Source organism: Dyadobacter sp. (assembly GCF_039919315.1).
In the GTDB taxonomy this organism is placed as follows: Bacteria; Bacteroidota; Bacteroidia; order Cytophagales; family Spirosomataceae; genus Dyadobacter.
Window position 1 is genome coordinate 31,675 of record NZ_JBDSFX010000102.1, and the last position, 21,720, is coordinate 53,394.

General features: G+C 46.0%; 16 protein-coding genes and 1 pseudogene. 10 read left to right on the forward strand and 7 right to left on the reverse strand.

Translation table 11 applies throughout. From position 1 onward, the window contains the following. Positions 1 to 88: 88 nt before the first annotated feature. On the reverse strand, positions 89 to 664 hold the full coding sequence (locus ABIO93_RS29700) for a dihydrofolate reductase family protein (RefSeq protein ID WP_348073661.1): 576 nt from the start codon (positions 662 to 664) through the stop codon (positions 89 to 91). Between the two features lie 202 nt (positions 665 to 866). Between ABIO93_RS29700 and ABIO93_RS29705 the strand changes: the two genes are divergently transcribed. Both ABIO93_RS29705 and ABIO93_RS29710 read left to right on the forward strand, forming a co-directional pair. Beyond that, on the forward strand, positions 867 to 3,290 hold the full coding sequence (locus ABIO93_RS29705; protein ID WP_348073662.1) for a glycogen debranching protein: 2,424 nt from the start codon (positions 867 to 869) through the stop codon (positions 3,288 to 3,290). Positions 3,291 to 3,413: 123 nt separating this feature from the next. Then, positions 3,414 to 3,869 (forward strand): hypothetical protein, encoded by a 456-nt coding sequence (locus ABIO93_RS29710; RefSeq protein ID WP_348073663.1) that lies wholly within the window; start codon positions 3,414 to 3,416, stop codon positions 3,867 to 3,869. A gap of 46 nt (positions 3,870 to 3,915) precedes the next feature. Here ABIO93_RS29710 and ABIO93_RS29715 read toward each other — a convergent pair whose 3' ends face one another. Beyond that, entirely contained in the window at positions 3,916 to 4,413 is a 498-nt protein-coding gene (locus ABIO93_RS29715) for a GyrI-like domain-containing protein (RefSeq protein ID WP_348073664.1), read from the reverse strand. A 100-nt stretch (positions 4,414 to 4,513) separates the two neighbouring features. Further along, positions 4,514 to 4,831, reverse strand: a complete 318-nt coding sequence (locus ABIO93_RS29720; RefSeq protein WP_348073665.1) for a hypothetical protein — start codon at positions 4,829 to 4,831, stop codon at positions 4,514 to 4,516. A 362-nt stretch (positions 4,832 to 5,193) separates the two neighbouring features. On the opposite strand from ABIO93_RS29720, the gene ABIO93_RS29725 reads away from it, so the two are divergent. Beyond that, positions 5,194 to 5,667, forward strand: coding sequence for an SRPBCC family protein (locus tag ABIO93_RS29725; protein ID WP_348073666.1), 474 nt, complete (start codon positions 5,194 to 5,196; stop codon positions 5,665 to 5,667). Positions 5,668 to 5,689: 22 nt separating this feature from the next. Here ABIO93_RS29725 and ABIO93_RS29730 read toward each other — a convergent pair whose 3' ends face one another. Further along, positions 5,690 to 8,743, reverse strand: coding sequence for a two-component regulator propeller domain-containing protein (locus ABIO93_RS29730; RefSeq protein ID WP_348073667.1), 3,054 nt, complete (start codon positions 8,741 to 8,743; stop codon positions 5,690 to 5,692). A gap of 49 nt (positions 8,744 to 8,792) precedes the next feature. Next, positions 8,793 to 9,425 (reverse strand): response regulator transcription factor, encoded by a 633-nt coding sequence (locus ABIO93_RS29735; protein WP_348073668.1) that lies wholly within the window; start codon positions 9,423 to 9,425, stop codon positions 8,793 to 8,795. 345 nt (positions 9,426 to 9,770) lie between these two features. Between ABIO93_RS29735 and ABIO93_RS29740 the strand changes: the two genes are divergently transcribed. Continuing rightward, positions 9,771 to 10,172: a response regulator gene (locus ABIO93_RS29740; protein ID WP_348073669.1), complete on the forward strand. Its 402-nt coding sequence runs from the start codon at positions 9,771 to 9,773 to the stop codon at positions 10,170 to 10,172. On the opposite strand, the gene ABIO93_RS29745 is transcribed toward ABIO93_RS29740, so the two are convergent. Then, positions 10,167 to 11,036, reverse strand: coding sequence for a hypothetical protein (locus ABIO93_RS29745; RefSeq protein ID WP_348073670.1), 870 nt, complete (start codon positions 11,034 to 11,036; stop codon positions 10,167 to 10,169). The genes ABIO93_RS29740 and ABIO93_RS29745 overlap by 6 nt on opposite strands. A 245-nt stretch (positions 11,037 to 11,281) precedes the next feature. On the opposite strand from ABIO93_RS29745, the gene ABIO93_RS29750 reads away from it, so the two are divergent. From ABIO93_RS29750 to ABIO93_RS29760, 3 genes are all read left to right on the forward strand, one after another. Continuing rightward, positions 11,282 to 11,818, forward strand: coding sequence for a hypothetical protein (locus ABIO93_RS29750; RefSeq protein WP_348073671.1), 537 nt, complete (start codon positions 11,282 to 11,284; stop codon positions 11,816 to 11,818). A 257-nt stretch (positions 11,819 to 12,075) separates the two neighbouring features. Beyond that, the gene (locus ABIO93_RS29755) at positions 12,076 to 15,234 is read left to right on the forward strand and encodes a carboxypeptidase regulatory-like domain-containing protein (protein WP_348073672.1); all 3,159 of its coding nucleotides are present in this window, start codon (positions 12,076 to 12,078) and stop codon (positions 15,232 to 15,234) included. A 77-nt stretch (positions 15,235 to 15,311) separates the two neighbouring features. Further along, positions 15,312 to 16,661, forward strand: a complete 1,350-nt coding sequence (locus ABIO93_RS29760; protein WP_348073673.1) for an alkaline phosphatase family protein — start codon at positions 15,312 to 15,314, stop codon at positions 16,659 to 16,661. Between the two features lie 94 nt (positions 16,662 to 16,755). Here ABIO93_RS29760 and ABIO93_RS29765 read toward each other — a convergent pair whose 3' ends face one another. Further along, positions 16,756 to 18,810, reverse strand: a complete 2,055-nt coding sequence (locus ABIO93_RS29765; RefSeq protein ID WP_348073674.1) for an alpha-amylase family glycosyl hydrolase — start codon at positions 18,808 to 18,810, stop codon at positions 16,756 to 16,758. Between the two features lie 300 nt (positions 18,811 to 19,110). Here ABIO93_RS29765 and ABIO93_RS29770 point away from each other — a divergent pair. The 3 genes and pseudogenes from ABIO93_RS29770 (at position 19,111) to ABIO93_RS29780 (ending at position 21,684) form a co-directional block, all read left to right on the forward strand. After that, positions 19,111 to 19,670, forward strand: a pseudogene (locus ABIO93_RS29770) (LysE family translocator). A 147-nt stretch (positions 19,671 to 19,817) separates the two neighbouring features. Beyond that, positions 19,818 to 21,059, forward strand: coding sequence for a hypothetical protein (locus ABIO93_RS29775; protein WP_348073675.1), 1,242 nt, complete (start codon positions 19,818 to 19,820; stop codon positions 21,057 to 21,059). A gap of 169 nt (positions 21,060 to 21,228) precedes the next feature. Further along, entirely contained in the window at positions 21,229 to 21,684 is a 456-nt protein-coding gene (locus tag ABIO93_RS29780; protein ID WP_348073676.1) for a PA2169 family four-helix-bundle protein, read from the forward strand. Positions 21,685 to 21,720: the final 36 nt, after the last annotated feature.

The following is a 21,720-nucleotide window of genomic DNA, read 5'->3' on the forward strand; positions in this document are numbered from 1 at the left end:
ATGTATCCGACCGATGTTTTGTCGCCGTTTTCTGCGTTGAGGTAGATAGTTGAATTCTCAAATCTGTATGCTGATGACAGCTATTTGCTTATCCGTTGTTTTTGAGTTGATAGTGAAGCACAACAATACCGCAGTCAAATGACTTTGACTGAACCAGCGTCAGGCTTTGTTTGCTGCTAAGCCCCTTGAAAATGGTCATTCCCTCGCCAATAGCGGTAGGATTAATAAATAAATGAAGATCGTCTATCAGTCCTTCCGCGATAAGATTGGAAACGAAAGTTGCCCCACCATAAGTAATGATGTCTTGACCTTCTTGATTTTTCAGTTGCGCGATCTCTTCGGCAAGGTTGCCTTTCGCCAGCACAGTATTGTCCCATGGCGCGTTTTCAAGCGTTTTGGTAAAAACGACTTTATGTGTTTCAGTGAATTTTTTGCCAGCAGAATGCTCAGGGTCGCCCGGATTTGAAGCCACGTTGGCCCAGTATGGAATAAATCCCTCTGCAAGCTTTCGTCCCAATAGTATGCAGTCAACAGGATCAGTAAGCTCTTGTACGTAAGTTTTCAGTTCGTTATCCCAATCCCATACCATCGAATCCATTTCGCCATTTGGTCCTGCAATGTATCCGTCAATAGTCATCTGTACCTGAAGCTTTAATTTTCTCATGGTCTTTTGTTGTTTTGTTGATTACAAAAGTAGCTGATCAGGTTTTCATCCAGGGTTATGGATGCGACTTTGGAGGGGGTCGATCGCGACAATATTAGTGTCTCGCAAGTGAATGTAAGTGTGTCAGGGCATTATTGCCCTTCCTCAACGGGCTCAAACATTTATTGAGTAACTTGGAAAAATTTCAAACCCTACTGCTATTATGATATCCGGATGCCGCGTTTTTGCCATTTTTTTGCTTTCCCTATTTTTTTTTCAATGCCAGAAAAAAGCGGAGGATAGGCAAACCATTCAATCGCTTCTTTCGGGCGTAGCGCATATCGACGGCAAAAGCACTTATCTGAACACGCCTTACATTACCGCAGGCGACCGGGTTTATATGGTCGGGACGCAGGATGGGGCGTTTCCTGAGCTCGGCTGGCATGTTACCGGAGAGATGGGCGGGATCTGGGACCATCCTATTAAACTAATGGATGGATTTGTGGCTACGGTAACGTCGGATCAGCAGCAGGTTTGCCTAATGAAGGCCGATACTTTCACAAATTTTCCTTTTGCCAACCGGCATGTTTTCAGAAGTGGATTGAAAGATCTTGTGGTGGAGCGGTGGCAGTTTGTACCTGACGGGAAAGAGGCCGTTGTCGTGGAATTTGCTTTTACTAATACATCCAAAGAGGACAAAAAAATAGAATTCGGTTTTACAGGATATTCTGATTTGAGGCCTGTTTGGCTCGGCGAACGCACCAATATGATTGATGCTCAGGATGTAGCCACCTGGGATGCTGCTTCGAAAGGCTGGATGGTGAAGGACAGTTTAAATGAATGGTATGTCATGTTTAGCTCTGACACGGAGCCGGAAAAGCATGCAAAAGGTGCAGTTTACTGCGATTACAAGCCAAAAGGAAAAGGTACAACTGCCACACTGAGCTATTCTATTGATATCAAAGCGGGTAGTACTGTTAGCTTGCCCATTACTGTGTCCGGGTCTTACGAATCTTCCGGCAAAGCCAGTGAAACATTGGCAGAAGTGCAGCGGGATGCTCCTCAGCTACTCAACGCAAAAAAGCAACGCTATGAAATGCTTTCGGATAAGGTGAAACTCACTATACCGGATAAGGAACTTGAACAGGCCTTTACATGGGTGAAATTCAATACCGATTGGTTGGTAAGGGACGTGCCGGCGATTGGCCGCGGCTTGTCAGCAGGAGCGCCGGATTATCCGTGGTGGTTTGGCGCCGATAGTGAATATGCTTTGAAAGGACTCATTGCTACCGGTCAGAAGGAGCTTGTCTACAATGCTATTGAGGTGCTTTATAAGCTGTCCGAAAAGGCCAACGGGAATGGTAGGATCATCCATGAAGCATCGACAAACGGAGCTGTATTTAATCCGGGGAACATCAATGAAGCACCTCAGTTTGCGTCACTGATTGCTTTTGTGTATGCTTGGACGGGCGATAAGGCGTTTTTGAAAAAATATTTCCCAGTCATTAAAAAAGGATTGGAATGGCTGCTGAAAGAGAATGACAAGGACGGCAATTTGCTTCCGGATGGTTTTGGTATGATGGAGATCCACGGTATGAACAGTGAAATGATTGACGTGGCCTCTTATACTCAGAAAGCTTTCGCCGACGCGTCCTATCTGGCTGAGCAAATGGGTGATAAGGCATTGGCTGCTCAGTACAAAACCATTGCGGACAAGCTGAAAGTGCAGATCAACAAGGATTTTTGGGTGCCGGAAAGTAATTCCTTTGCCGATTTCATTGGTACGCCCGCCCAGGCTATCGGCCTCATCAATGATGCGATCGTCAGAGCGGATACATTGAAAAAGCCGTGGGCTGTAGCCGAGCTGCAAGCGGCGAAGTCTGCCACTGTCCGGGCAGGAACTACTCAGAAAAAGGGCTTTGTGGTACATCATAACTGGGTCGTGAACACACCTATGGAGACCGGCATAGCCGACAGCGCAAAGGCATTGGCTGCATTGAACACTGCTTCTAAATTCATCAATCCATTTGGTGCGTTTGTGACAGGTATCGATAGGGACGAATCTGCTGGAAAAGACGAGCGTTCAGTGGCGGGAAACAATAAAGTATTTACCTACACAGGCGCTGTGATGACGCTCCCTACCGGCGTGCTGGCGATCGCCGAAAACAATTACGGACGTCCCGACCGCGCGCTGGACTATCTGAAACGCATGACAAAATCATTCAGTTTTGCATTGCCAGGCTCGATTTATGAGGTATCGCCTGATTATGGGATGATGGCACAGGCCTGGAACATTTACAGCTACGCCGTACCGATAGTGCAGCAGTTTTTCGGCATCCAGCCCAATGCATCCATGGAAATGGTCCGATTTCAACCGCAAATGCCAACTCAATGGAAGGAGGCGAAACTTGAAAATGTAGCAGCCGGAGACAATGAGCTGGACATTACTTACAAGGGATCTTCAAATTCGGAAACCTGGGAAATCACTCAGACGAAAGCAAACTGGAAAATCCTGATCGCATTTCCTTCCGGTACATTCAAAAACTGGCGAATCAACGGGAAAAATGTCGAACCTAAAAAAGAAGGCGCATTTGAGGTTGTTGAAGTAAGTGGAAAGAATGTATCCTTACTTGTGGACCGACTGTGAGCAGATTAAAACCTGCCGCTTGAGAACTCGTTTGTTTTTTTAGCAAGCCCATGCTGGCAGTTTCCGGGACGATTTTTTATTATTGGTTCATTTTCAAAATAGAAAATATATAACCTTTTTAAAATGACACAAACAGGCATTTCAGCAAGTGAATGGATTCCCGAGGAAAAATTGGTGATCACTCACATTACAGGCGATGTGGATATGGCAGGCGTCGAAGAATGGGACAACGGGTTGCAGGAAACCTTATCCAAAGTGGAGGACAACGGCCGGTTTAAGATTTTGGTCAATTTGCATGGCTTTACGGCGCTGGATTTTGCAGCACATAAGAGATTTAGAACAGTTGTACCGCAGACATTGGCCAGATATGGATGGAAGGCGGGTTATGTCCATCTATTTGAAGAGGCAGCAGATATGCAGCTAACTAATACCCGTGGAATCAGCTGCTTTGCAGCCGTTCATGTACACCAGGACGAGAGTAAGATCGAGAAATATCAGGCTATGTTTGGCACAGAAAAGGAGCGCTTTCTAACTGATCCCGAGCAAGCGGAGCACTGGATCAGAGGAGTGGTGGTGTAGCGGCAATCTAGCAGCCAGTGAATGAAGCGCATTCATTGGTCTGAGCCTAGTCTTCCAGCAAAAACGTAATTTCAGTTTGCCATTTGGCCGGATCTGGCTCGTTATCAGGATCAATCAGGTAAAATTCGGTGCGGCCACCCCATCTGATCATGCCGTCTGAAGAATGTATTTTTTCTTTAAACCCCTGTTCTTTGATCCATTGTTCCAATGCAATGTGGCCCTGCATCATGTCTTTAAAGTCGCCCGTGTAGATAATGCTGGCATAATCACCGGCGGGAAAGCTTCCTGGCTGGATATGGCCCTCTCCTGAAACCGCTGCGTGAATGGCAAAACCTGCCTCACATTCCAGCTCATTTTGCGGATTCATGGAGCGATACAAAAAGAAATCCGGACCGCTGGCCGCAATATGGTTTTGATTCATCCAGTTTTTTACCTCAGGAATTAATGGTGGTAAAACTTCCGGAATATCATTCATATGTACCGTTCTAGCAATTGCCAGAAAATGACGTTCCTGTCTGTACTCGACTTTGGGTTCTGAAAGCATGTCCTCTGATTGATTTGTTGATGTGTAAAATTACCGGATCTTTTAACGCGATACCGGGGGCTAATACGTCAATCTAAAAGGGCAGTTGCGACAAAAATGGCTACTGGTGGGAAGGAGCAGTGTGAAGTTCCCAACTGGATTTCAATTTTTGGATCTCTTCCTGTTGCCTGTGAAGGAGTTCGATGTGGTTTTGTTCGATCATACCATTGAATTCTCTGAGCTCCGAGAAGTGTTTCATCGTCAGGTATGCCCGCTTCAATAAGCCCAGTCCTTTGTCCAAGGATTTGATCTTTCTTTTTTGATGTAGTTTCAAAGCCCTTCTTTGTTCATTTGCCTTGGCGGATTGGTTACTGACCTGCTGTGAGTGGATCCACAAAAGTCGGATATATTCCTGGCGATAAAGATGGTTATTATTCATATTTGAAGGCAGCACAATTGAATTTCGTAGTTTGAAAATCTACATTTTTAGTCACTATCAGTAGACTTTGCGTGAGGACTTACCCGAAAACTTATTTAACGGTATACCGTGTCAAAGTATATCTACGGAAATGAATATGGGGCCACACCCACTATTTGCATATCATCTCATTTCTTCTGTGGCGACCTTTGGACAAACCCGAGTTTTGTTTCTCAAATTCTTCCCGAATGAATCAGAAGCTGTATGGCCGGGAGTGTTTTCTTTCTTAAACCCGAGTGTATTCAACATTCAGTGAAAAAATTTGCAAAACCAAACGGTTATATATAAGTTTAGGAAGCCATTTGTAACTTAAACTTTCAGTTATGCCAACCAACAGACAAACAGCCCCGGTAACTGCCGAAATGTTAATCAGAAAGCCCGCTAAGGACGTTTTTAATGCATTTATCGATCCAGAGCAAACACGGAATTTTTGGTTCACCAAAGGCAGCGGAATGCTGGAAAAGGGGGAAGTGATTATATGGGAGTGGGAAATGTATGGTATCGCTGTAAAGGTTTCTGTGCAGGAGATCATTGCGGAAAAATTGATCGTGATCGAATGGGGAGAACCGGCTACCACTGTGGAATTTAACTTTGAGCAAACTGGCGACCAGGCAACTTACGTGACCATTGCCAACTTTGGCTTTATGGCTACAGGCGAGCAGCTGATTAAAGTTGTGAACGATAATACTGGCGGATTTACAACGGTGCTGGACGGCTTGAAAGCCTATATGGAACACGGAATCAACCTCAATCTGATTGCCGACAAATTTCCTAAGGATGTCACTGCTCACAAATAGAGGACCTATTTTGGAAGACTGTTTATTGCTGGAAAACAAGTGCAATGCTGGTGTGGCTACCTTGTTTTGCGGAGACAATAATGTCGATCCGAAGCAGTACACATAGATCCTTCACAATGACCAGACCTATACCCTTTTGCTCGGTGTCGGTGGGTACACGGAGCCATTCCTCATAGGATCGATACGATTTGTTGAGCCATCTGATCAGGTCATCGGGCATTCCATCGCCAGTATCTTCGATGACGATCTGCTTTTTGCCGTCTCGATAACCAGCAGAAATATTGATTTCCGACTTGCTTATTTTCAGGGCGTTGTCCAGCAAATTATGGACCACAATAGAGAGCAGGCTGGGATCACTCCACAGCACAAATTCGCCGGGGACTTCATTGCTGATGCTAATGTTTCTGAACGTGGCAATGGCTGAAAATAATTCACCTATACCTGTGACCAGCTCCGAAACGTTGACTGAATCCATATGTGTCCGGGAGGCTGCATTCTTGTTTTGCAGCTTAATGTAGTCGAGCAGGTTTTTGGTGAGCGTACCTATCCGCATAGAGGTGTTCAGCGATTCATCGCTCATGCGGGTGATCAATGGACTACTACCCGGTTGCTGATGCAAGTACGAATTGATCTGCTTTAAAGAATAGCCGACATAATGTAAAGGTGTCTGAATATCATGGTTAACGGCGGCCACAATTTGACTGATGACGCGGTAGTGACGAAGCAGATTGTTTTCCCTGTCCTTTTTAACCAGATAAGCCGTTCTCCATTTTACTGCGAAAAAGAACAACGCCAGCAGCATCAATGCCAGCACCGACCGGAACCACCAGGTTTCAAACCATGCCGGCGGAATATGCAAAGTCACGATTTTATAGGTATAGTCATTAGGACGGAAACCGTTGATCTTACGAATGGTCAGACGGTAGTGGCCATAAGGGATTTTGGGAACCGGAATTACAAAATCCTCATTGACAGCCATCCATTTCTCAGTTCGGCCTTCGCCGGAAAGAGAGTACTGCATTTGAACATTGTTTACATGACCCAGGTAAGGGGTCGTTACCTGCATGCGGATCTGCTCGAAATCGCGTGGTATTTCCAGATCATCGTGCATGCTGATATCTCTGCCGTCTATTTTGACAGAACTAACAAAAATTCCCTTTTCGGGCAACTCTGATTTAATATTGAGCGGGGAAAACCATACCAGACCGTCCATCGATGGCAAAGATACGGTGCCGTCGGCTAGTTTGACGGCGCATGGGTTGCAGCCTCCGTTAAATTCATTGGTAGCAAAGCCGTGGCTCTGGTCATAATACAGGTAGTAGACCAAACTGCGGTTGTTGCTGGCGTAGTCAAGCAGTTGCGTTTTGGCAACCTGAAACAATCCCCGGTTGGTCGTTATCCAAAAGAAGCCTTTCGCGTCTTCGATAATGCAATGGGCGGTAGCCAGAAAACGATCTTTATCCAGTGGAAACCTGACCAATCCCTTACGGTTGAGCAAATAAATTCCGTTTCCGTAAGTAGTAATCCAGGTGCCGTCACGCGTGGCATAAAAGCTGCGGATATTCATGTTTTTGAAATTTTTGACAATTTCATGCCTGCCGGTCTTGAAGTTATACCTGTGAAGACCCGTTTCGGTGCCCAGCAACAGGGTCTCGGCAGTTTCCTGCCCCATCATGGTGATGCCTCCAAATTTCGCTTTCAGCATCGGCGTTATTTTATGTCGGCCAGCTGTCTCGTCCAGCCGGTATAAGGTGTTGTAATCGGAGCCAATCCATAGCTTATTACTTTGGTCGACAAATAACGACTTGAAGGTTTCCTGGACTTTGAGCCTGACCAGGATCTTTTGACCTGACTTATCGAGTTTAAAAAGATCATTGCCGACTCCATACCAGAACGTGCTGTCCTGGTTGATTCCCATAAAAAACTTATAGTTAAAATCATCCATGAAAGCCGAGACGCGGCTGGCTGTTGCCTTCTGGCCATCTGCGGTAATGCCCAGCCTGTATCCCTGGGCTGTCAAAACAGAACGACCCGGCCCCGGACTCTGTGCATAGTAAACATTGTCAGCATCTTTTGCCTGTAATTTCAATGTTTTAAAATCGTTCTTTTTGATCAGATAGAGACCTTTTGTAATACTTCCCAGAAAAAGAAAACCCAGCTTTTCATTGTAATGCGCCGTGACGATATTGAGATTATCGAAGTCAAAACCTTTCAGGATGAGTGTCGTCGTGAGCTCGCCGTTTTGTGATTCTTTCAAGGTGTAAAAACACTTATTCAGATACAGAAATGCTTTGCGGGAAATGTTGTTCCAAAACAACTGATAGTTGTTTTTTTTAGGATCATACAGTGCATTGGCGGTGATATCGCCTCTGAGTATAAGCCTGGTGTGGATCTGATCAGGACGGATTTTTACAAAATGCCTGTCAGCATCTATGGCAATCGCGCTGTTATCAAGCAGTAACAAATTCCTGAATGGGCCATCCACGCTGAAAGTGACTTTTCCGTTTTCATAACAAGTTATTTTGTTTCCTTTCCAAATGTAAAACTGATGTGCTCCGGTGGCCGCAAAATAATCCTCATAAAAGGGGTTGGTCTCATATTGCGAGGGCAGGCTGGTCAGTATACTGTTATGCCGCACTTCCTTTCGCGCATTGGGGTGGATTTTTTGGTAACGGCTGTAAAATGCAGTGTCTGCCGAGGCCAGACCGCTTTTGAGGACACCGATGTATTCATTGCTCTCAGTCAATGCATAAAACTCGTGGATGCGATCGTTTCCATAATCTACAACATTTGGTACAAAACCACGTATCCTGTTGCTTGATATGGGAATCACAGACCTTTCAAATGAAATGAACCGTTGCCCGTCGAAACGCACCAGGCCGGCTTCGGTCGATAGCCATACAAAGCCATTTTGATCTTCCATAACGGCTTTTACACTATTTTGGGGAAGACCGTTTTGATCTGTGAAATGTTGTAACCGGTGTGAGAGTACCTGTTGATCTTGTGCGAAAACCGGTACGATAGCCGCTAGCAGGCAGGTAAGGCATTGTAAAAAGAAAACCGGTATAATTCTCATTCAGCCATTAAAAAATACATGCATAATACGTATTCAACAGCGCGATAGGCTATCCGTTCAATTCAAAATAGGTGGTCAGTTCAATGACATTACTCACGCCCAGTTTCTCAAATATCTTGGCCTTGTAGCTACTTACAGAAGAGGAGGATAGATGAATGTGGTTGCTTATTGCCTTGGTTGACAGTCCTTTGGATAATAGTTTGGCCACTTCCAGCTCCTTGTCAGAAAGTTTGTCGCAAATAGAATCCTGCCCGCTTTTTGTGTTGAAAAGCTGGCCAAATGCGTTCTGCATAACGGAGGGACTGGCGTAAATCCTGCCTCCCAATACCTGATCTACGGCAAGTTTAAAATCCTCATTCACGGCGGTTTTTGAAATGTATCCGTTTGCGCCGGCTTTCAAAAATGGTAGTGCATAGAGCTGCTCATCATAACTGGAACAGACCAGTATCGGTATGAGGGGCTGCTTCATTCTGGCCATGCTGATCATTCCCACCTTATCTCCGCCCGGTAAATTGATATCCATAATGAGGAGGTCAAATTTTTGTTTTTCAAGTATAGCCAGCGTTTTATTAAAGTCTGCGGTAGTAGTGATCACTGCACTTGGTATATGCTCCATCAACAAATGCTGGATGCCCATCAAAATCAGCGGATGGTCCTCAGCTACTATAATTTGAATGCTCATTGGAACGGTTAGAGTAATAAAAATCTGTGTATTTATATGACAATATTAGGGAAAATCGCCAATAGAACTAATTTGCATGCGACTAAATTTATTTAATCCTGAAAAAACATTTTTCAAGATTGGTTTCAATTTATTGTGATGTCGTTGGCTGTTATACGCAATACATTTGTACCATGAAAAGAGAGGCGGACGGGCTTGTGAGGAATGCGGATCATGAATGAGAAGTATAAAGAGTAATAGGTGAATGATTTCATAACGTTGAGTAGATTGGTCATCTCCCGGCTGTGCCGGGAGAATGATTTTTTTGAATTAACGCTATTGGTGAGCTAATAAACTTTGTCAGGAATGAAAATTGCACTCATTGACCAGCACCCGGTCCTTCGTTCAGGAATGTCTGTCTTGCTCAAAGACCATTTCGAAAATGTCACTATGCTGGAAACAGCCTGTCTCAATTCTTTCAAAAAGAATGTAACCCACCAGACTTTCGATATTATCATCATCGGTTTGACCGAAGAATGTGATGGAATTGACAGGACGATTATCAAGAGAATGATGCGGGAATATCCCGGATCATCATTTGTGGTTTACGCCGGTAGGCTGCTTTACGATCAGGCACTGTCGCTGATGAAAGTAGGAGTAAGAGGATATCTTTTGAAAAACAACCAGCCCGAAGAACTCGTCACCTGCATCAAAACAGTCATCAAAGGCGGCAACTACACCTGCAGTGAGATCAGGGATTTTTCATGAACTGATTGCCTTTTTGAGAAATGCTCCCAGAAAACTTGTCATAAAGGTCAGCCCGATCGCGCCAAACAACATAAAATATTCCAGCTCCGTGCGCGCCTGAGATGAAGGCCTGTCCATCACGTACATATATACCACAAGCAGGGTGATGCATTGGGTGGTGGCCAGGATCCATCCCCGGTCTGGTTCTGCGAAGCCCAGCGCAACCGATAGCACTACGGCTGTAAGGTAAGGCAAATGAATGCTGGAAGCGGCCTTGATCGAGACGATTAAAAGCGCAGACCACACAAACACCAGCATGATATTGAGCAGAAGTTTGCGGTCAAACCACGGCGGACGTTTGGTTTCTGTTTGATTTTGTTTTTCACGTGCTTCTTGTTGCTCTATAAATTCTTCGGTCGCAAAGTCAATGTCGGCCTCCGGGCCCCGACCGAGAACTTGTAGCGTCAGACCTCTTTGGTGGTAAGGCTCAGGTGCCTGTCCGCGCGATACCCTGATGGCCGTCGTAAAGGAGGTGAGCGCATCTTCCAGCTGGCCGGTTTCTCTCTGTACTTTCCCCAGTTCGGTATACAAGTCCGCAAAGGTGTTATCATAGCTGATGCCTGTCAGAAAATCCTTTGTTGCCAAAGTTAGATTACCCATTTGCTTGTTGCAAAGACCTCTGTACAAATACGAAATACTGGATTGCGGGTATTGCTTAATACGCTGGTCAAAGGTGTCAAATGCCTTTGACAGATCACCGGAGCGGTACAAAGCAATATTCTCAGAAAGCCTGTCTTCTTCCTTTTCACTTTCTGACCTTTTATCAGGCACATATCTCAGATAAAAGATAAAGGCAAAGAATGCAATGAGGATCGGGAATTCCATAAAATGAATGTGTATAAAATAGTTTGCTGAACGGATCTGCTATTCCAAACCAGCCGCCGCAGGAGGATTTGGTTATACGTAAAATTACGTAGTGGGTGCCGCTCATTTCCGGATCATTGAGTGAACAGCAGATTTATTGAGCCGTTGCGCAAACCTTCGGCGATGTAACCACTGACAATTTGTGAACCGAAAAATAAGTAGATTGATAAGCCCGTTTCTTATAGAATCAAAATCTTTGATCGAAAATGCCGCCAGAAGAACCAAATCCGAAAGCCAGAAAAATCAACATTGAAATACTGCTTGGTGTTTCTGCCGTTGTCCTGAGTTTAGCGGCTCTTTTTGTCTCTATTTTTCAAACTAAAATAGCACGTGAGGAGCAACATGCGTCCGTGTGGCCATATCTGCAGGCTTATGTTTCGACCAGAAAAGGTCAATATCTGTGGCAATTGGAAAATCGTGGGATCGGCCCTGCTATCATACAAAAAGTAGAATGCATGTATGATACTACAAGTTATGAGAATCCCCGGGAATTTTTCTTTTCGAAGCTGGGATACCACAATAAGGGAGCGGGATTTGATTATATTCAAAATGGTTCAGTGATTAAATCAGGTGATGGAGTCAATCTGATTGGTATTTATGAGAATGATTCATTGGGCCGGAAATTGGAGGAATATATTACAGGCCAACACCTAAACCTGCGATTAGTATATTCAGATGTTTACGGTAATTGTTGGCAATTGGATCAAGGAAAGGTTACCCCACTGGACGAATGCCCTGAATAAACTTCCATTTCTCTCACTTTTTCAAATTAACCCAAGGTTAATCCGCGATTAACGCAATGGTAACATTGCGCGCCTACATTTGCGCCTGATTAGCGGGGATGCTATCCGGACGGCTTCACCTAAGCCGAATCCCTGCGATCCAGGCAGCCTATGCCGGTATTCATTCTGAACACAACGTATATAAGGGATAGTCACCGTCTGTACGCCTACCGGATGCGCATTAACCACTAGTTGATAATTAAATAAACGAACAGAAAATGATGAGATTAATTACTACTTGCCTGCTGATGTGGGCACTATTACTGTATGCTGCGCCGCGCTCATTGGGGCAAGGCAACGAAGCCACCATCGTGGGAAAGGTCTCCGAAGCAAAAGTGGGTCCGATCGTGGGCGCCACTGTATTCGTAAAAAATGAATCGACAGGTTTTCAGGCAGGTACGGTAACGGATGCCAACGGGGACTACATTATCAAGCAATTACCATTGGGATCACCTTACTCTATCACTGTGTCTTACATTGGTTATGGAGAACAAAAGAAAACAGGTTATGCCCTGAACCAAGGTGATCAGCTGCGGTTGAATTTCAGTCTGGAAATCAGTGCAACTGAATTGAATGCAGTTGACATTAAAGCTAACTCACTCAAAAACACCGTAGTGAGTCTAGGCTCTTCCACTCCGATTACTGCAAAAGATATTACCAAACTGCCGGTAAACGGGCGGAATTTCACCTCGCTTATTGACCTTTCTCCATTGAGCAACGGTAACAGCCTTGGCGGTCAGCTGGGATCTTCTACCAACTATACAATTGATGGTATGACCTCACGGAGCACGATTGCGGGTGGTGAAACCGGCGGGGCCTACGCGATTTCAATGGAGGCGATCCGCGAGTTTAAGGTCGTTACCAATGAGTATGATGTGACAATGGGCCGCGCAGGTGGCGGTACAATCAGTACGGTAACCAAGTCGGGTACGAACAAATTGTCAGGTAGCGCATTCAACTTTATGCGTACCGACTGGCTTTCAAGCTCTCATGACTTGCGTGGAAATAAAAGAACGCAGGATTTCTCGACAAACCAGTTTGGCATGTCACTGGGTGGCGCATTGAAAAAAGACAAAGCGCATTTCTTTGTGGCATGGGATCATCAGGCCGATTCCCGTCCTCTTTTTATTGCTAATCTGCAATCAGACGCTGATGTAGCAGCCAACAAGGTTACGCAGACTACCCTGGACAACTTCCTGGACATCGCCAGAACGAAATACGGCGTATCCAACCACCCGCAATTCGGTTCATTTCCTAAGAAGAAAGGCACTGACGCGATCTTCGCAAGAATTGACTGGCAGCTGAATTCGAAGAACCTGCTGACGCTGCGCAACAACCTCATTACCGAGATGGACAAGCTGTCGGAAGGTGACAACACTTCCATTAATGCATACGAATCTTATATCGATCGTAAGCGTTTCAACAACAGCATAATGGCATCACTTCGTACGATCGTGAACCCAAAAATCACGAACGAATTAAAAGTGCAGCATTTCTTTCAGGATGAAGCGGTAATCCCAAGCTCGGAACTTCCTTCGGCAAGTATCCCGCGTGCCATTGTTGAGAACATAACCTCTACTGCGGGTACCAATAACTATATCACTGCGATTCAAATTGGTGGTCAGCGTTTTTCTCCGGAGTGGTTCAAAGGGCAGACGTATCAGGCTGTAAATAACCTATATTACAACACCGGAAAAATCAATTTCACTTTCGGTATTGATGTAATGTTCAACCGTATGAAATCGGTTTATGGTAGTGAAATGAATGGACGCTTCTATTTCACCGGTTTAGACAACTTCAACAACCAGACGCCTTACCGCTATGCAAGAGAAATCAACCTGCTAGCCGATCCAAGCTCGATCGTCAACTCACTGGCATCAGGTATTTATGCACAAATGGATACCAAACTGGCGCGTGGTCTTGAAATGATGGCTGGTCTGCGTTTAGACAATACTCAATATCTAAGCAAGGCGAATTTCAGTCAGGTCGTATTCGACGAATTGAAACTGCGTACCGACAACAAGATCAATACAACACAGTTGCAGCCACGCGTACAATTTACCTGGGATGTAAATGAACAAAGCAAGGACATTGTTCGTTTTGGTGCGGGTGTCTTCGGTTCACAACTGAACCCTTATTCGATGATCAACAACATGCTGTTCGACGGAACTAAAGTGGCAGCGGTTGAGATTCAGGGTGCATTGGTACCTAAACCCAACTTCCCGGGCTACCGTGCCGACCCGTCTTCTGCTCCCGGTGCTGACCTGTTCAACAATCCGAAAATTGAGCGTCTGATCACGATCAACATGAACAACGCTGACGCGAAAATACCTGTTCTTTACAAAACAAACTTCTCATACAACCACTTTTTCAGCGATCGTCTGCGTATCGGTGTGAGCGGCTATGCTTCATGGGCACGCAACAACTATATGTATGTAGACCGCAACATGGTGGAAGAGCCTTACTTCCGCATTGCTGCAGAAGCAAACCGTGGCGTATATGTACCTGTTAACACGATCACGGAAAAAAATGGCGCGACCAATTGGTTAGAAAGCCGTAAAACCAAGAACGTAGGCCGTGTACTTGAATTGAACAGCACTGGCAAGAAAAATCAGTATGCCGTGGTGATCGACGGTACCTACCGTTATTTCAAAGATGGACAGATCACATTCTCGTATACATGGAACGATTCGAAAGACAATACTTCGTACAATGGTAACGTGGCAAACACGGCGACACTCGATTTGATGGTCAATGACGATCCACGCGACCTGAGCCGTATTACTTATGCCAACAACCACTTCCGTAACAAAGTAGTATTCTATGGAACTGCGCCAAGCATTTGGGGTGTAACACTGGGTCTGCGTTACTCCGGTATCGGCGGGACGCGTTATTCAATGGCCGTGAGCGGTAACATGAACGGTGACTTCGTTTCTTCAAACGACCTTCCTTACATTTATGATCCTAACAGCCCTGAAACGCCGAAGGTTGTCAGCGACGGCATCAAAGCCATCCTTAACAACCCGGAAGCAGAGCAAAGCATTAAAGACTACATCACAAGAGATATGGGCAAAATGGCTGAGCGTAACGGCGGTATCAACGGATTCTATGGTGTATTCGACCTGAGATTGGCTAAGAAATTTAATTTCTACAAGAATCACGGTCTGGAAGCTTCTGTCGATATTTTCAACGTAGCTAACTTGCTGAATAAGGACTGGGGCGTAGGAAATAACCTGGGTAAGCAAAACCTGTACACGATCCGTTCATTCGACAGAGCGACACAGCGATTTGGCTACGGGATGAGCAACGGTACAGGTGTATCCAGCCTGAACGGTAACCCTTATCAGATCCAGGTTGGTTTAAGGTACTCTTTTTAGTTCAGCAGAAAATCAATTTGCAATGCACTGAGCGGACAGCAATGTTTGCTCAGTTTTTTTAATATAACTAAATGAAAATGAATAAAATAGCTAGCATTATCGCATGCATTTTCTGGTCTTTCGGCTCGCTGCTGGCCCAGGATTCCCACGTGATCCTGATCAGTATCGATGGGCTACGTCCGGAGTTTTACAAAGATCCAAGCTGGTCGATGGTGAACTTGCGCCAGGCGATGCATACCGGCTCGTACGCCGACGGGGTTGTCGGTGTATTCCCGACGGTGACCTATCCTTCCCACACCACAATGGTGACCGGTGTAAAGCCGATCAAACACGGTGTGTATTACAACACGCCGTCTGAACCGCTGGAAGTGACGGGCAAATGGATCTGGGATTACAAGACGATTAAAGTGCCTACGATTTTCAGCGCAGCGAAAGAAAAAGGTTTAAAAACGGCATCCGTATTCTGGCCGGTATCATTGGGCGGTCCGGCTGATTACAACATTCCGGAATATTGGTATTTACCAAAAACAAAAGGTGGAAAAAGGGATATGCTGAATGCATTGAATGAAAATTCTTTTCCGAAAGGCTTTTTCGAAGAAGTGCAGCAAAATGCGATCGGCAAGCTGGAAGAAATCGACTTTGACGGAGACTACCTCGGCATTGATGACAACTTGTCGAGAGCCAGCGGGTATATTATCCGCAAATACAAACCTTCATTCCTGGCGGTGCATTTGGTGGCAGTCGATCACTTCGAGCATGAAGAAGGACGTGACGGCGAGAAAGTACGTGCCGCATTAACGAGTGTGGATCGTGGCATCAAAGCCATTATCGAAGCAGTTGAAAAAGCGGGAATAAAAGACAAAACTACCTTCATCGTCACTGGCGACCATGGGTTTGTTGACATTCACTCGTCCATAGCTCCGAACATTCTCCTCGCACAAGCCGGACTTTATGATCCGAATAACAAAGACGCATGGAAAGCATATTTCCACGCCTCGGCAGGATCGTCATTTTTGCATTTGAAAGATCCGAAGGATACAAAGACTTTGGAAAAAGTAAGACAGGCTCTCGACAAACTGACGCCAACGCAAAAAGCAATGTTCGACATCAAAGACCGCGCGGCATTGGACGCTGTGGGTGCTGACCCGAATGCGGCTTTCGCATTAGCTCCAAAACAAGGTTTTACCTTCAACGGCGCTGCAACTGGCGATTTCCTACGTCCGGCCAGCGGTGGTACCCACGGTTTTTTCCCTGATTCAAAAGAAATACAGACAGGATTTGTCGTTTTTGGGAAAGGCATCAAAAAAGGAGCAGTAATCCCTGAAATGGGCTTGCAAGATATCGCCCCATTGATTGCCAAATTACTGAACATTGACTTTCCATCTGCCGACGGAACGCTCTATCCGGGGTTGCTTTCGAAGGAATAGTTTTGAAAAGCGATTTAGTAAAGACCGGCTGCTCTAACGATGGCAGCCGGTCTTTTTTGTTTTTCATATTAAATCAAAACAATGCAGGTGTGTGTTATGCAAAGCTATTTTTAAGCAAAACCAAAACCTCCGCAGGCTGAATTTCCCGTATCTCCACAAAAGAAGTGCCGCCGAATTGGTTTGAAACCTTCACCGTAACCTTCGATCCGGCAGGATGAGACCCGGCGTAGGGTGCTCCTGCTGCCGTTTGTGCAGTATTAGCAATGACTACATACTCAGTACCAGGCGGTGACAGCTCAGCCGCTATGACCACATTACCACCCCGGGCATCCAAACCATTGGGGTTTACGATGCACAACGCTTCCTGATTATATAGGATCCGTGACCACGCCACCAGCTCCCCTGCTTTTGGTAGCTCAAATCCCGTCCCCGGAATCTGGATCTGACGTAGATATTGCCTGCCCAAACGTAACACCGGGTGCGCAGCCCGTATTTTGCAAAGGCTGGAAATCCGTACGTACGCCGGGCTCCCCGGATCAAAGCAATGTTTTCCCGTAGTACCAAATGGGCCAAATCCGGGTAACGATTTATCTTGCAGCAATACCTGGTCTTCAATACTTTCGGTCATGTTAGCACGCGGATGGGCGGGGCCAAACATGGCCTCTCTCAGATATTTATCGTTACCCCGCCAACCGCCCAATTGGTTTGTCTGGGTACTGGCCGGACCGGCAAATGCCTGTTCGGTACCATAATAAATGCAGGGAATTCCAAGTGTAAGCAGCTGAATGGCGACCGGCACGGTCACATAGTAGTCCTTGACTTGAAAATGATCCGGTACCTCAGCAGAAAAGCGAACTTTACTCCCAAACACATGATCGTGGTCATCCAGGATCGAAACGTGCCTGTCTCCAAAGCTTCGGTGGGACTCGAAGCCCTGACTTTGCTCATTGAAAATATCAAAATAGGAATTACCGCTTTGCAATCCTTTGGCCACTGCCGACAGTGTCAATCGGGCGCTTCCAATATCGAGGGCTGCATTCAGGTTCCGCTCCATCATGGCTGTGTAATCCAGTACCGCGTCCTGAAAATTGTCACCGCCTGCTATTTCACCAATTAGAAGAAAGTTATGCTTCCCGATCAGGTCCGTAAACTCCCTTATCGCACCACAGAAGTTTCGAGTCTCTTCCAGCGCCATGTGCTTGACCGTATCAATGCGAAAACCGTCACAGTCAGTCAATGCGATCCAGTACTGCAGACATTGGATCAATTGGCTAAGGGTACCCGGCACATCCAGGGCAAAATCCTTTAAGGAAAGAAAATCAGTGCGTTTGTGCTCGGCGTGCGGGTCGCCTATGTCACGCGATTCGCCCAGGTCACCCATTCCTGCACGGGTGTATATATTTTTGGATTGAAACTCTCGTGGCCATGCGCCCTCATGCCGTGAGGTAATGTCGGCGGATTCGGTCGCAAAACCTTTCTGCGCCGCATCGCGCCAGGCCAGTTGCCAGCCTTCTGTGTTATCCAGGTCATCGGATCCGTAGAAATGCGGCCACGGTTTGTAGGCTGGCTCATTGAGTGCGCTGCTCAAATCTCCATCGGGCGGCACATATCCCCAATTATCCCCGGAATGATTCACAATAACGTCCAGTAGTATACGTATTCCGTTGCTGTGAGATTCACTAACGAGTTTGACCAGGTCTTCTCTTGTGCCGAAGCGCGGATCAACGTCTAGGAAATCCTGGATACCGTAGCCGTGGTAAGAGTTGAGGCCTATCCGTTGTTTGAAAACCGGGCCGATCCAAATGGCGGTAATGCCCAGATCTTTCAGATACCTCAGCTGACTTTTGATACCGCTAATGGTCCCTCCCTGCCATCTGGTGCCCGATTCCGCCCATTGTTGCCAGTTCCAATCCGGACGGCTGGCCGTCTGACGCAATGCAGCGATTTCTTCCCTTGTCAATAATGGGCGTGTGGATTCATTACCGTCACTGAACCGGTCAGGTAGCAAAAAATACAATACTTCGTCCCGCCAGCTTATAGGCGACGGATAGTAGAAGACACCTTCGCGGATGGCCAGGTTGATGAGGTCTCTGGCACCCGACATCGAGTCGGGTCGATCTGGTTTCAGGAGTGATATCGGTGTAGACATACGCTATCCAGGTTTGTAATGTTTGTGACAATCAGGAATTGTATACTTAAATATATAGCTAAATGATTATGCATCAATAATTTAATCGTCAATTTGAGCAACCGGTAACCGGGAGGAAACCACACTGGCAATATGTTTGCATTGGACTATTCGCTTTTTAAGAATTGGATGATCGCAATGCTCCAATTGTAAGGCAGTTTTGTGTGAAACAATGAGCAGCAAAAACTGATGATACAAACTTCTGACCTTTTATTGTTTGCGCTGGCTTGCCTGGTATTGGTTATCAGTCCCGGACCGAATATGGTATATCTCATTTCCCGCTCCATTACACAGGGCAAAATGGCCGGCCTCACCTCGCTGGGCGGTATCGTGTGCGGTTTCTTTTTTCATATCGTCATGGTTTCCTTTGGTTTGACCGCTGTTTTGTTTGCGGTGCCGCTGGCATATACAGTCCTGAAAACAGCCGGTACGCTTTACCTACTGTACCTGGCCTATCAGGCTGTGAAACCCGGAAACAAAAGTCTGTTTGAAATGCAAGCTGATCTGGCTATTGATAAACCTGCAAAATTGTTCAGCATGGGTTTTTTACCAGTGTTTTAAATCCCAAAGTGGCGGTATTTTACCTTTCCTTCTTTCCTCAATTTATTAACCCTGAAAACGGATCAGTGACGGCGCAGAGCCTGCAACTGGGCATCACGCAGATGCTGATCAGTTTTACGGTCAATTTTATAATCGTTTTGAGTGCCTCACGTGTGGCTGGCTGGTTTTCGGGCAGGCCGCTTTGGGTCAAAATTCAAAAATGGTTTATGGCAAGTATCCTCACCGTCCTGGCGCTGAAAATGGCGCTGGATAAAAGATAATTACATCAACATATAAATTCCGGATGTAGGTAGTACTGCTCATGAAAATGGGCAGTACCCACTATTTTGGAGGCTTTCAATGGATTATACTTTTGTGGGGTCAAATGACAAGTTCAATACCTCATAAAGTCACCATCAATATCAGCCATGAAAAGTCCGATTACATTACTGGTGGGCCTAGCGCTCACTTTTCTGATTGCCTCTTGTGATTCTAAAAACGAGTCCGTTAGGCCCGAACCGGATGGTACACCCGCCGTGGTTACCGGCGCCGTTACTCCGGTGGGAATTTCCGAAGGCACTGCTATTACTGCCAACATCGGGCCTGCGGGTGGTACCATTCAATCTGCTGACGAACGTATCCGCATTACCATTCCGGCCGGAGCATTAGCTACCGAGCAAACCATTTCAGTTCAACCGCTCAGTAACCAATGTCCTGCCGGCACGGGGCAGGCGTTCCGTTTGCTGCCGCACGGACAAGTCTTCGGCAAACCGGTGACCGTCACATTCAACTATAACGAAACCGACGTGAATGGCTCCATTCCCGAAGCACTGCGCATTGCCTACCAAAACGACAAAGGAATCTGGCAGTATCCGTCAGCTAAAAGTCTTGACACAACAGCACGATCTGTGCGTGTGGAAAGTACGCATTTCAGCGATTGGGCGCTGTTTCAAACCATGTACATTTCTCCCGGAAATTCGTTTTTGAACCCGGGCGGGAATCTGTTCTTGGTAGCCTTTCAGACACCCCAATCAGAAAAAGTGGGGGATGATTTTTTTGTACCGCTTCCCAGCCGCATTCCTTCGAAGCACATTGAAAAATGGACGCTCCGGGGCGGGGGTGTTCTGAAACCTAACCAAAACCAGGCCGATTACCATGCGCCTTCTTCCATTCCGGCCATCAATCCTGCTGCGGTAACTGTGTTTCTCAACGAAACTGTGAAAATAGACGGCGTACTCTTTAAAGATATCCGGCTGGTATGCAACATTTTTACTGCTCCGGAAGGACTATCAGTTCAGCTGGATGGCGGGGCCTGGCGTACATATGCAGGAGGAGCCAGTATCACCGGCGCACAGAATGTTATTCAGGGGATGGATGGAAAGGAAAGTGCTTCTTTACTTTGGAATGGAGCTCCAACGGGTATTTTCCATTGGACAAAAGGCATTGCCGTGGCTTTTAATTTAAACAAAGGTAAACTGATCTATCAACATCTTTACGGAAAAAATCTTGCCGTAAGCGGAGGTTCACTGACCGTTGACTGTTCCGACAAGGCCTGGGTAGTAGGCTCATTCACTGTGCAACCTGCTGGCTGGATTGATACAGCGCCTAACCCTCTTAAAATCGGTGAAACGGCTGTGAATGGTGTCTTCCGCGTAAAACGTGTTAATTAAGGGTTGAAATCTTAACTAATTCAAATGTCTTTTTTTGAATTCATTTCGCGGTAGATAAGGGATTTCTTTTACGGTTATTCTTTGTGGCACTTAACCCATCTTTTTTTAGCTTGTGATGATTGCGGCACGATATTCGTAAAGTATTGATTTGAACAAATTAAAAATCAATATGGCAACTACAGAAAATGCGAATGGCGTGATTGAAGATCTGATTGAAATTAACAATGACCGCGTAGCTGGTTTTGAAAAAGCAATTGAAGATATTAATGATGAAAATCTCGATTTGAAAGTAATCTTTGAAGAGTATGCCGATCAAAGCCGTAAAAACGTGCAGGAATTATCCGCACTCGCAGGGTCTGCACCACACCTTGAAACTGAAAAAAGCGTAAGCGGCACCTTACACCGGGCGTGGATCGATGTGAAAGCATTATTTGGCGGCAGTGACCGAGCAAGCATTTTATCCGAGGCTGAACGTGGCGAGGATGCAATCAAGAAAGCATATAAGGATGCGTTGTCTGATGAGCAGTTACCCTATCAGGGTATTGAGATTGTGAGAAGTCAGGCGCAGGGCATCAATTCTGCACATGATCGGATCAAAGCTTTGCGGGATGTCGCAAAAGCCTAACCAAGGATTGAAATTGAAAGCTGCCTCCCAAGGGCA

What these genes read in the sequence shown, in the direction of transcription:
- ABIO93_RS29700 (WP_348073661.1), bottom strand. Translation starts at nt 664, where the DNA reads ATGAGAAAATTAAAGCTTCAGGTACAGATGACTATTGACGGATACATT.
- ABIO93_RS29705 (WP_348073662.1), top strand. Translation starts at nt 867, where the DNA reads ATGATATCCGGATGCCGCGTTTTTGCCATTTTTTTGCTTTCCCTATTT.
- ABIO93_RS29710 (WP_348073663.1), top strand. Translation starts at nt 3,414, where the DNA reads ATGACACAAACAGGCATTTCAGCAAGTGAATGGATTCCCGAGGAAAAA.
- ABIO93_RS29715 (WP_348073664.1), bottom strand. Translation starts at nt 4,413, where the DNA reads ATGCTTTCAGAACCCAAAGTCGAGTACAGACAGGAACGTCATTTTCTG.
- ABIO93_RS29720 (WP_348073665.1), bottom strand. Translation starts at nt 4,831, where the DNA reads ATGAATAATAACCATCTTTATCGCCAGGAATATATCCGACTTTTGTGG.
- ABIO93_RS29725 (WP_348073666.1), top strand. Translation starts at nt 5,194, where the DNA reads ATGCCAACCAACAGACAAACAGCCCCGGTAACTGCCGAAATGTTAATC.
- ABIO93_RS29730 (WP_348073667.1), bottom strand. Translation starts at nt 8,743, where the DNA reads ATGAGAATTATACCGGTTTTCTTTTTACAATGCCTTACCTGCCTGCTA.
- ABIO93_RS29735 (WP_348073668.1), bottom strand. Translation starts at nt 9,425, where the DNA reads ATGAGCATTCAAATTATAGTAGCTGAGGACCATCCGCTGATTTTGATG.
- ABIO93_RS29740 (WP_348073669.1), top strand. Translation starts at nt 9,771, where the DNA reads ATGAAAATTGCACTCATTGACCAGCACCCGGTCCTTCGTTCAGGAATG.
- ABIO93_RS29745 (WP_348073670.1), bottom strand. Translation starts at nt 11,036, where the DNA reads ATGGAATTCCCGATCCTCATTGCATTCTTTGCCTTTATCTTTTATCTG.
- ABIO93_RS29750 (WP_348073671.1), top strand. Translation starts at nt 11,282, where the DNA reads ATGCCGCCAGAAGAACCAAATCCGAAAGCCAGAAAAATCAACATTGAA.
- ABIO93_RS29755 (WP_348073672.1), top strand. Translation starts at nt 12,076, where the DNA reads ATGATGAGATTAATTACTACTTGCCTGCTGATGTGGGCACTATTACTG.
- ABIO93_RS29760 (WP_348073673.1), top strand. Translation starts at nt 15,312, where the DNA reads ATGAATAAAATAGCTAGCATTATCGCATGCATTTTCTGGTCTTTCGGC.
- ABIO93_RS29765 (WP_348073674.1), bottom strand. Translation starts at nt 18,810, where the DNA reads ATGTCTACACCGATATCACTCCTGAAACCAGATCGACCCGACTCGATG.
- ABIO93_RS29775 (WP_348073675.1), top strand. Translation starts at nt 19,818, where the DNA reads ATGAAAAGTCCGATTACATTACTGGTGGGCCTAGCGCTCACTTTTCTG.
- ABIO93_RS29780 (WP_348073676.1), top strand. Translation starts at nt 21,229, where the DNA reads ATGGCAACTACAGAAAATGCGAATGGCGTGATTGAAGATCTGATTGAA.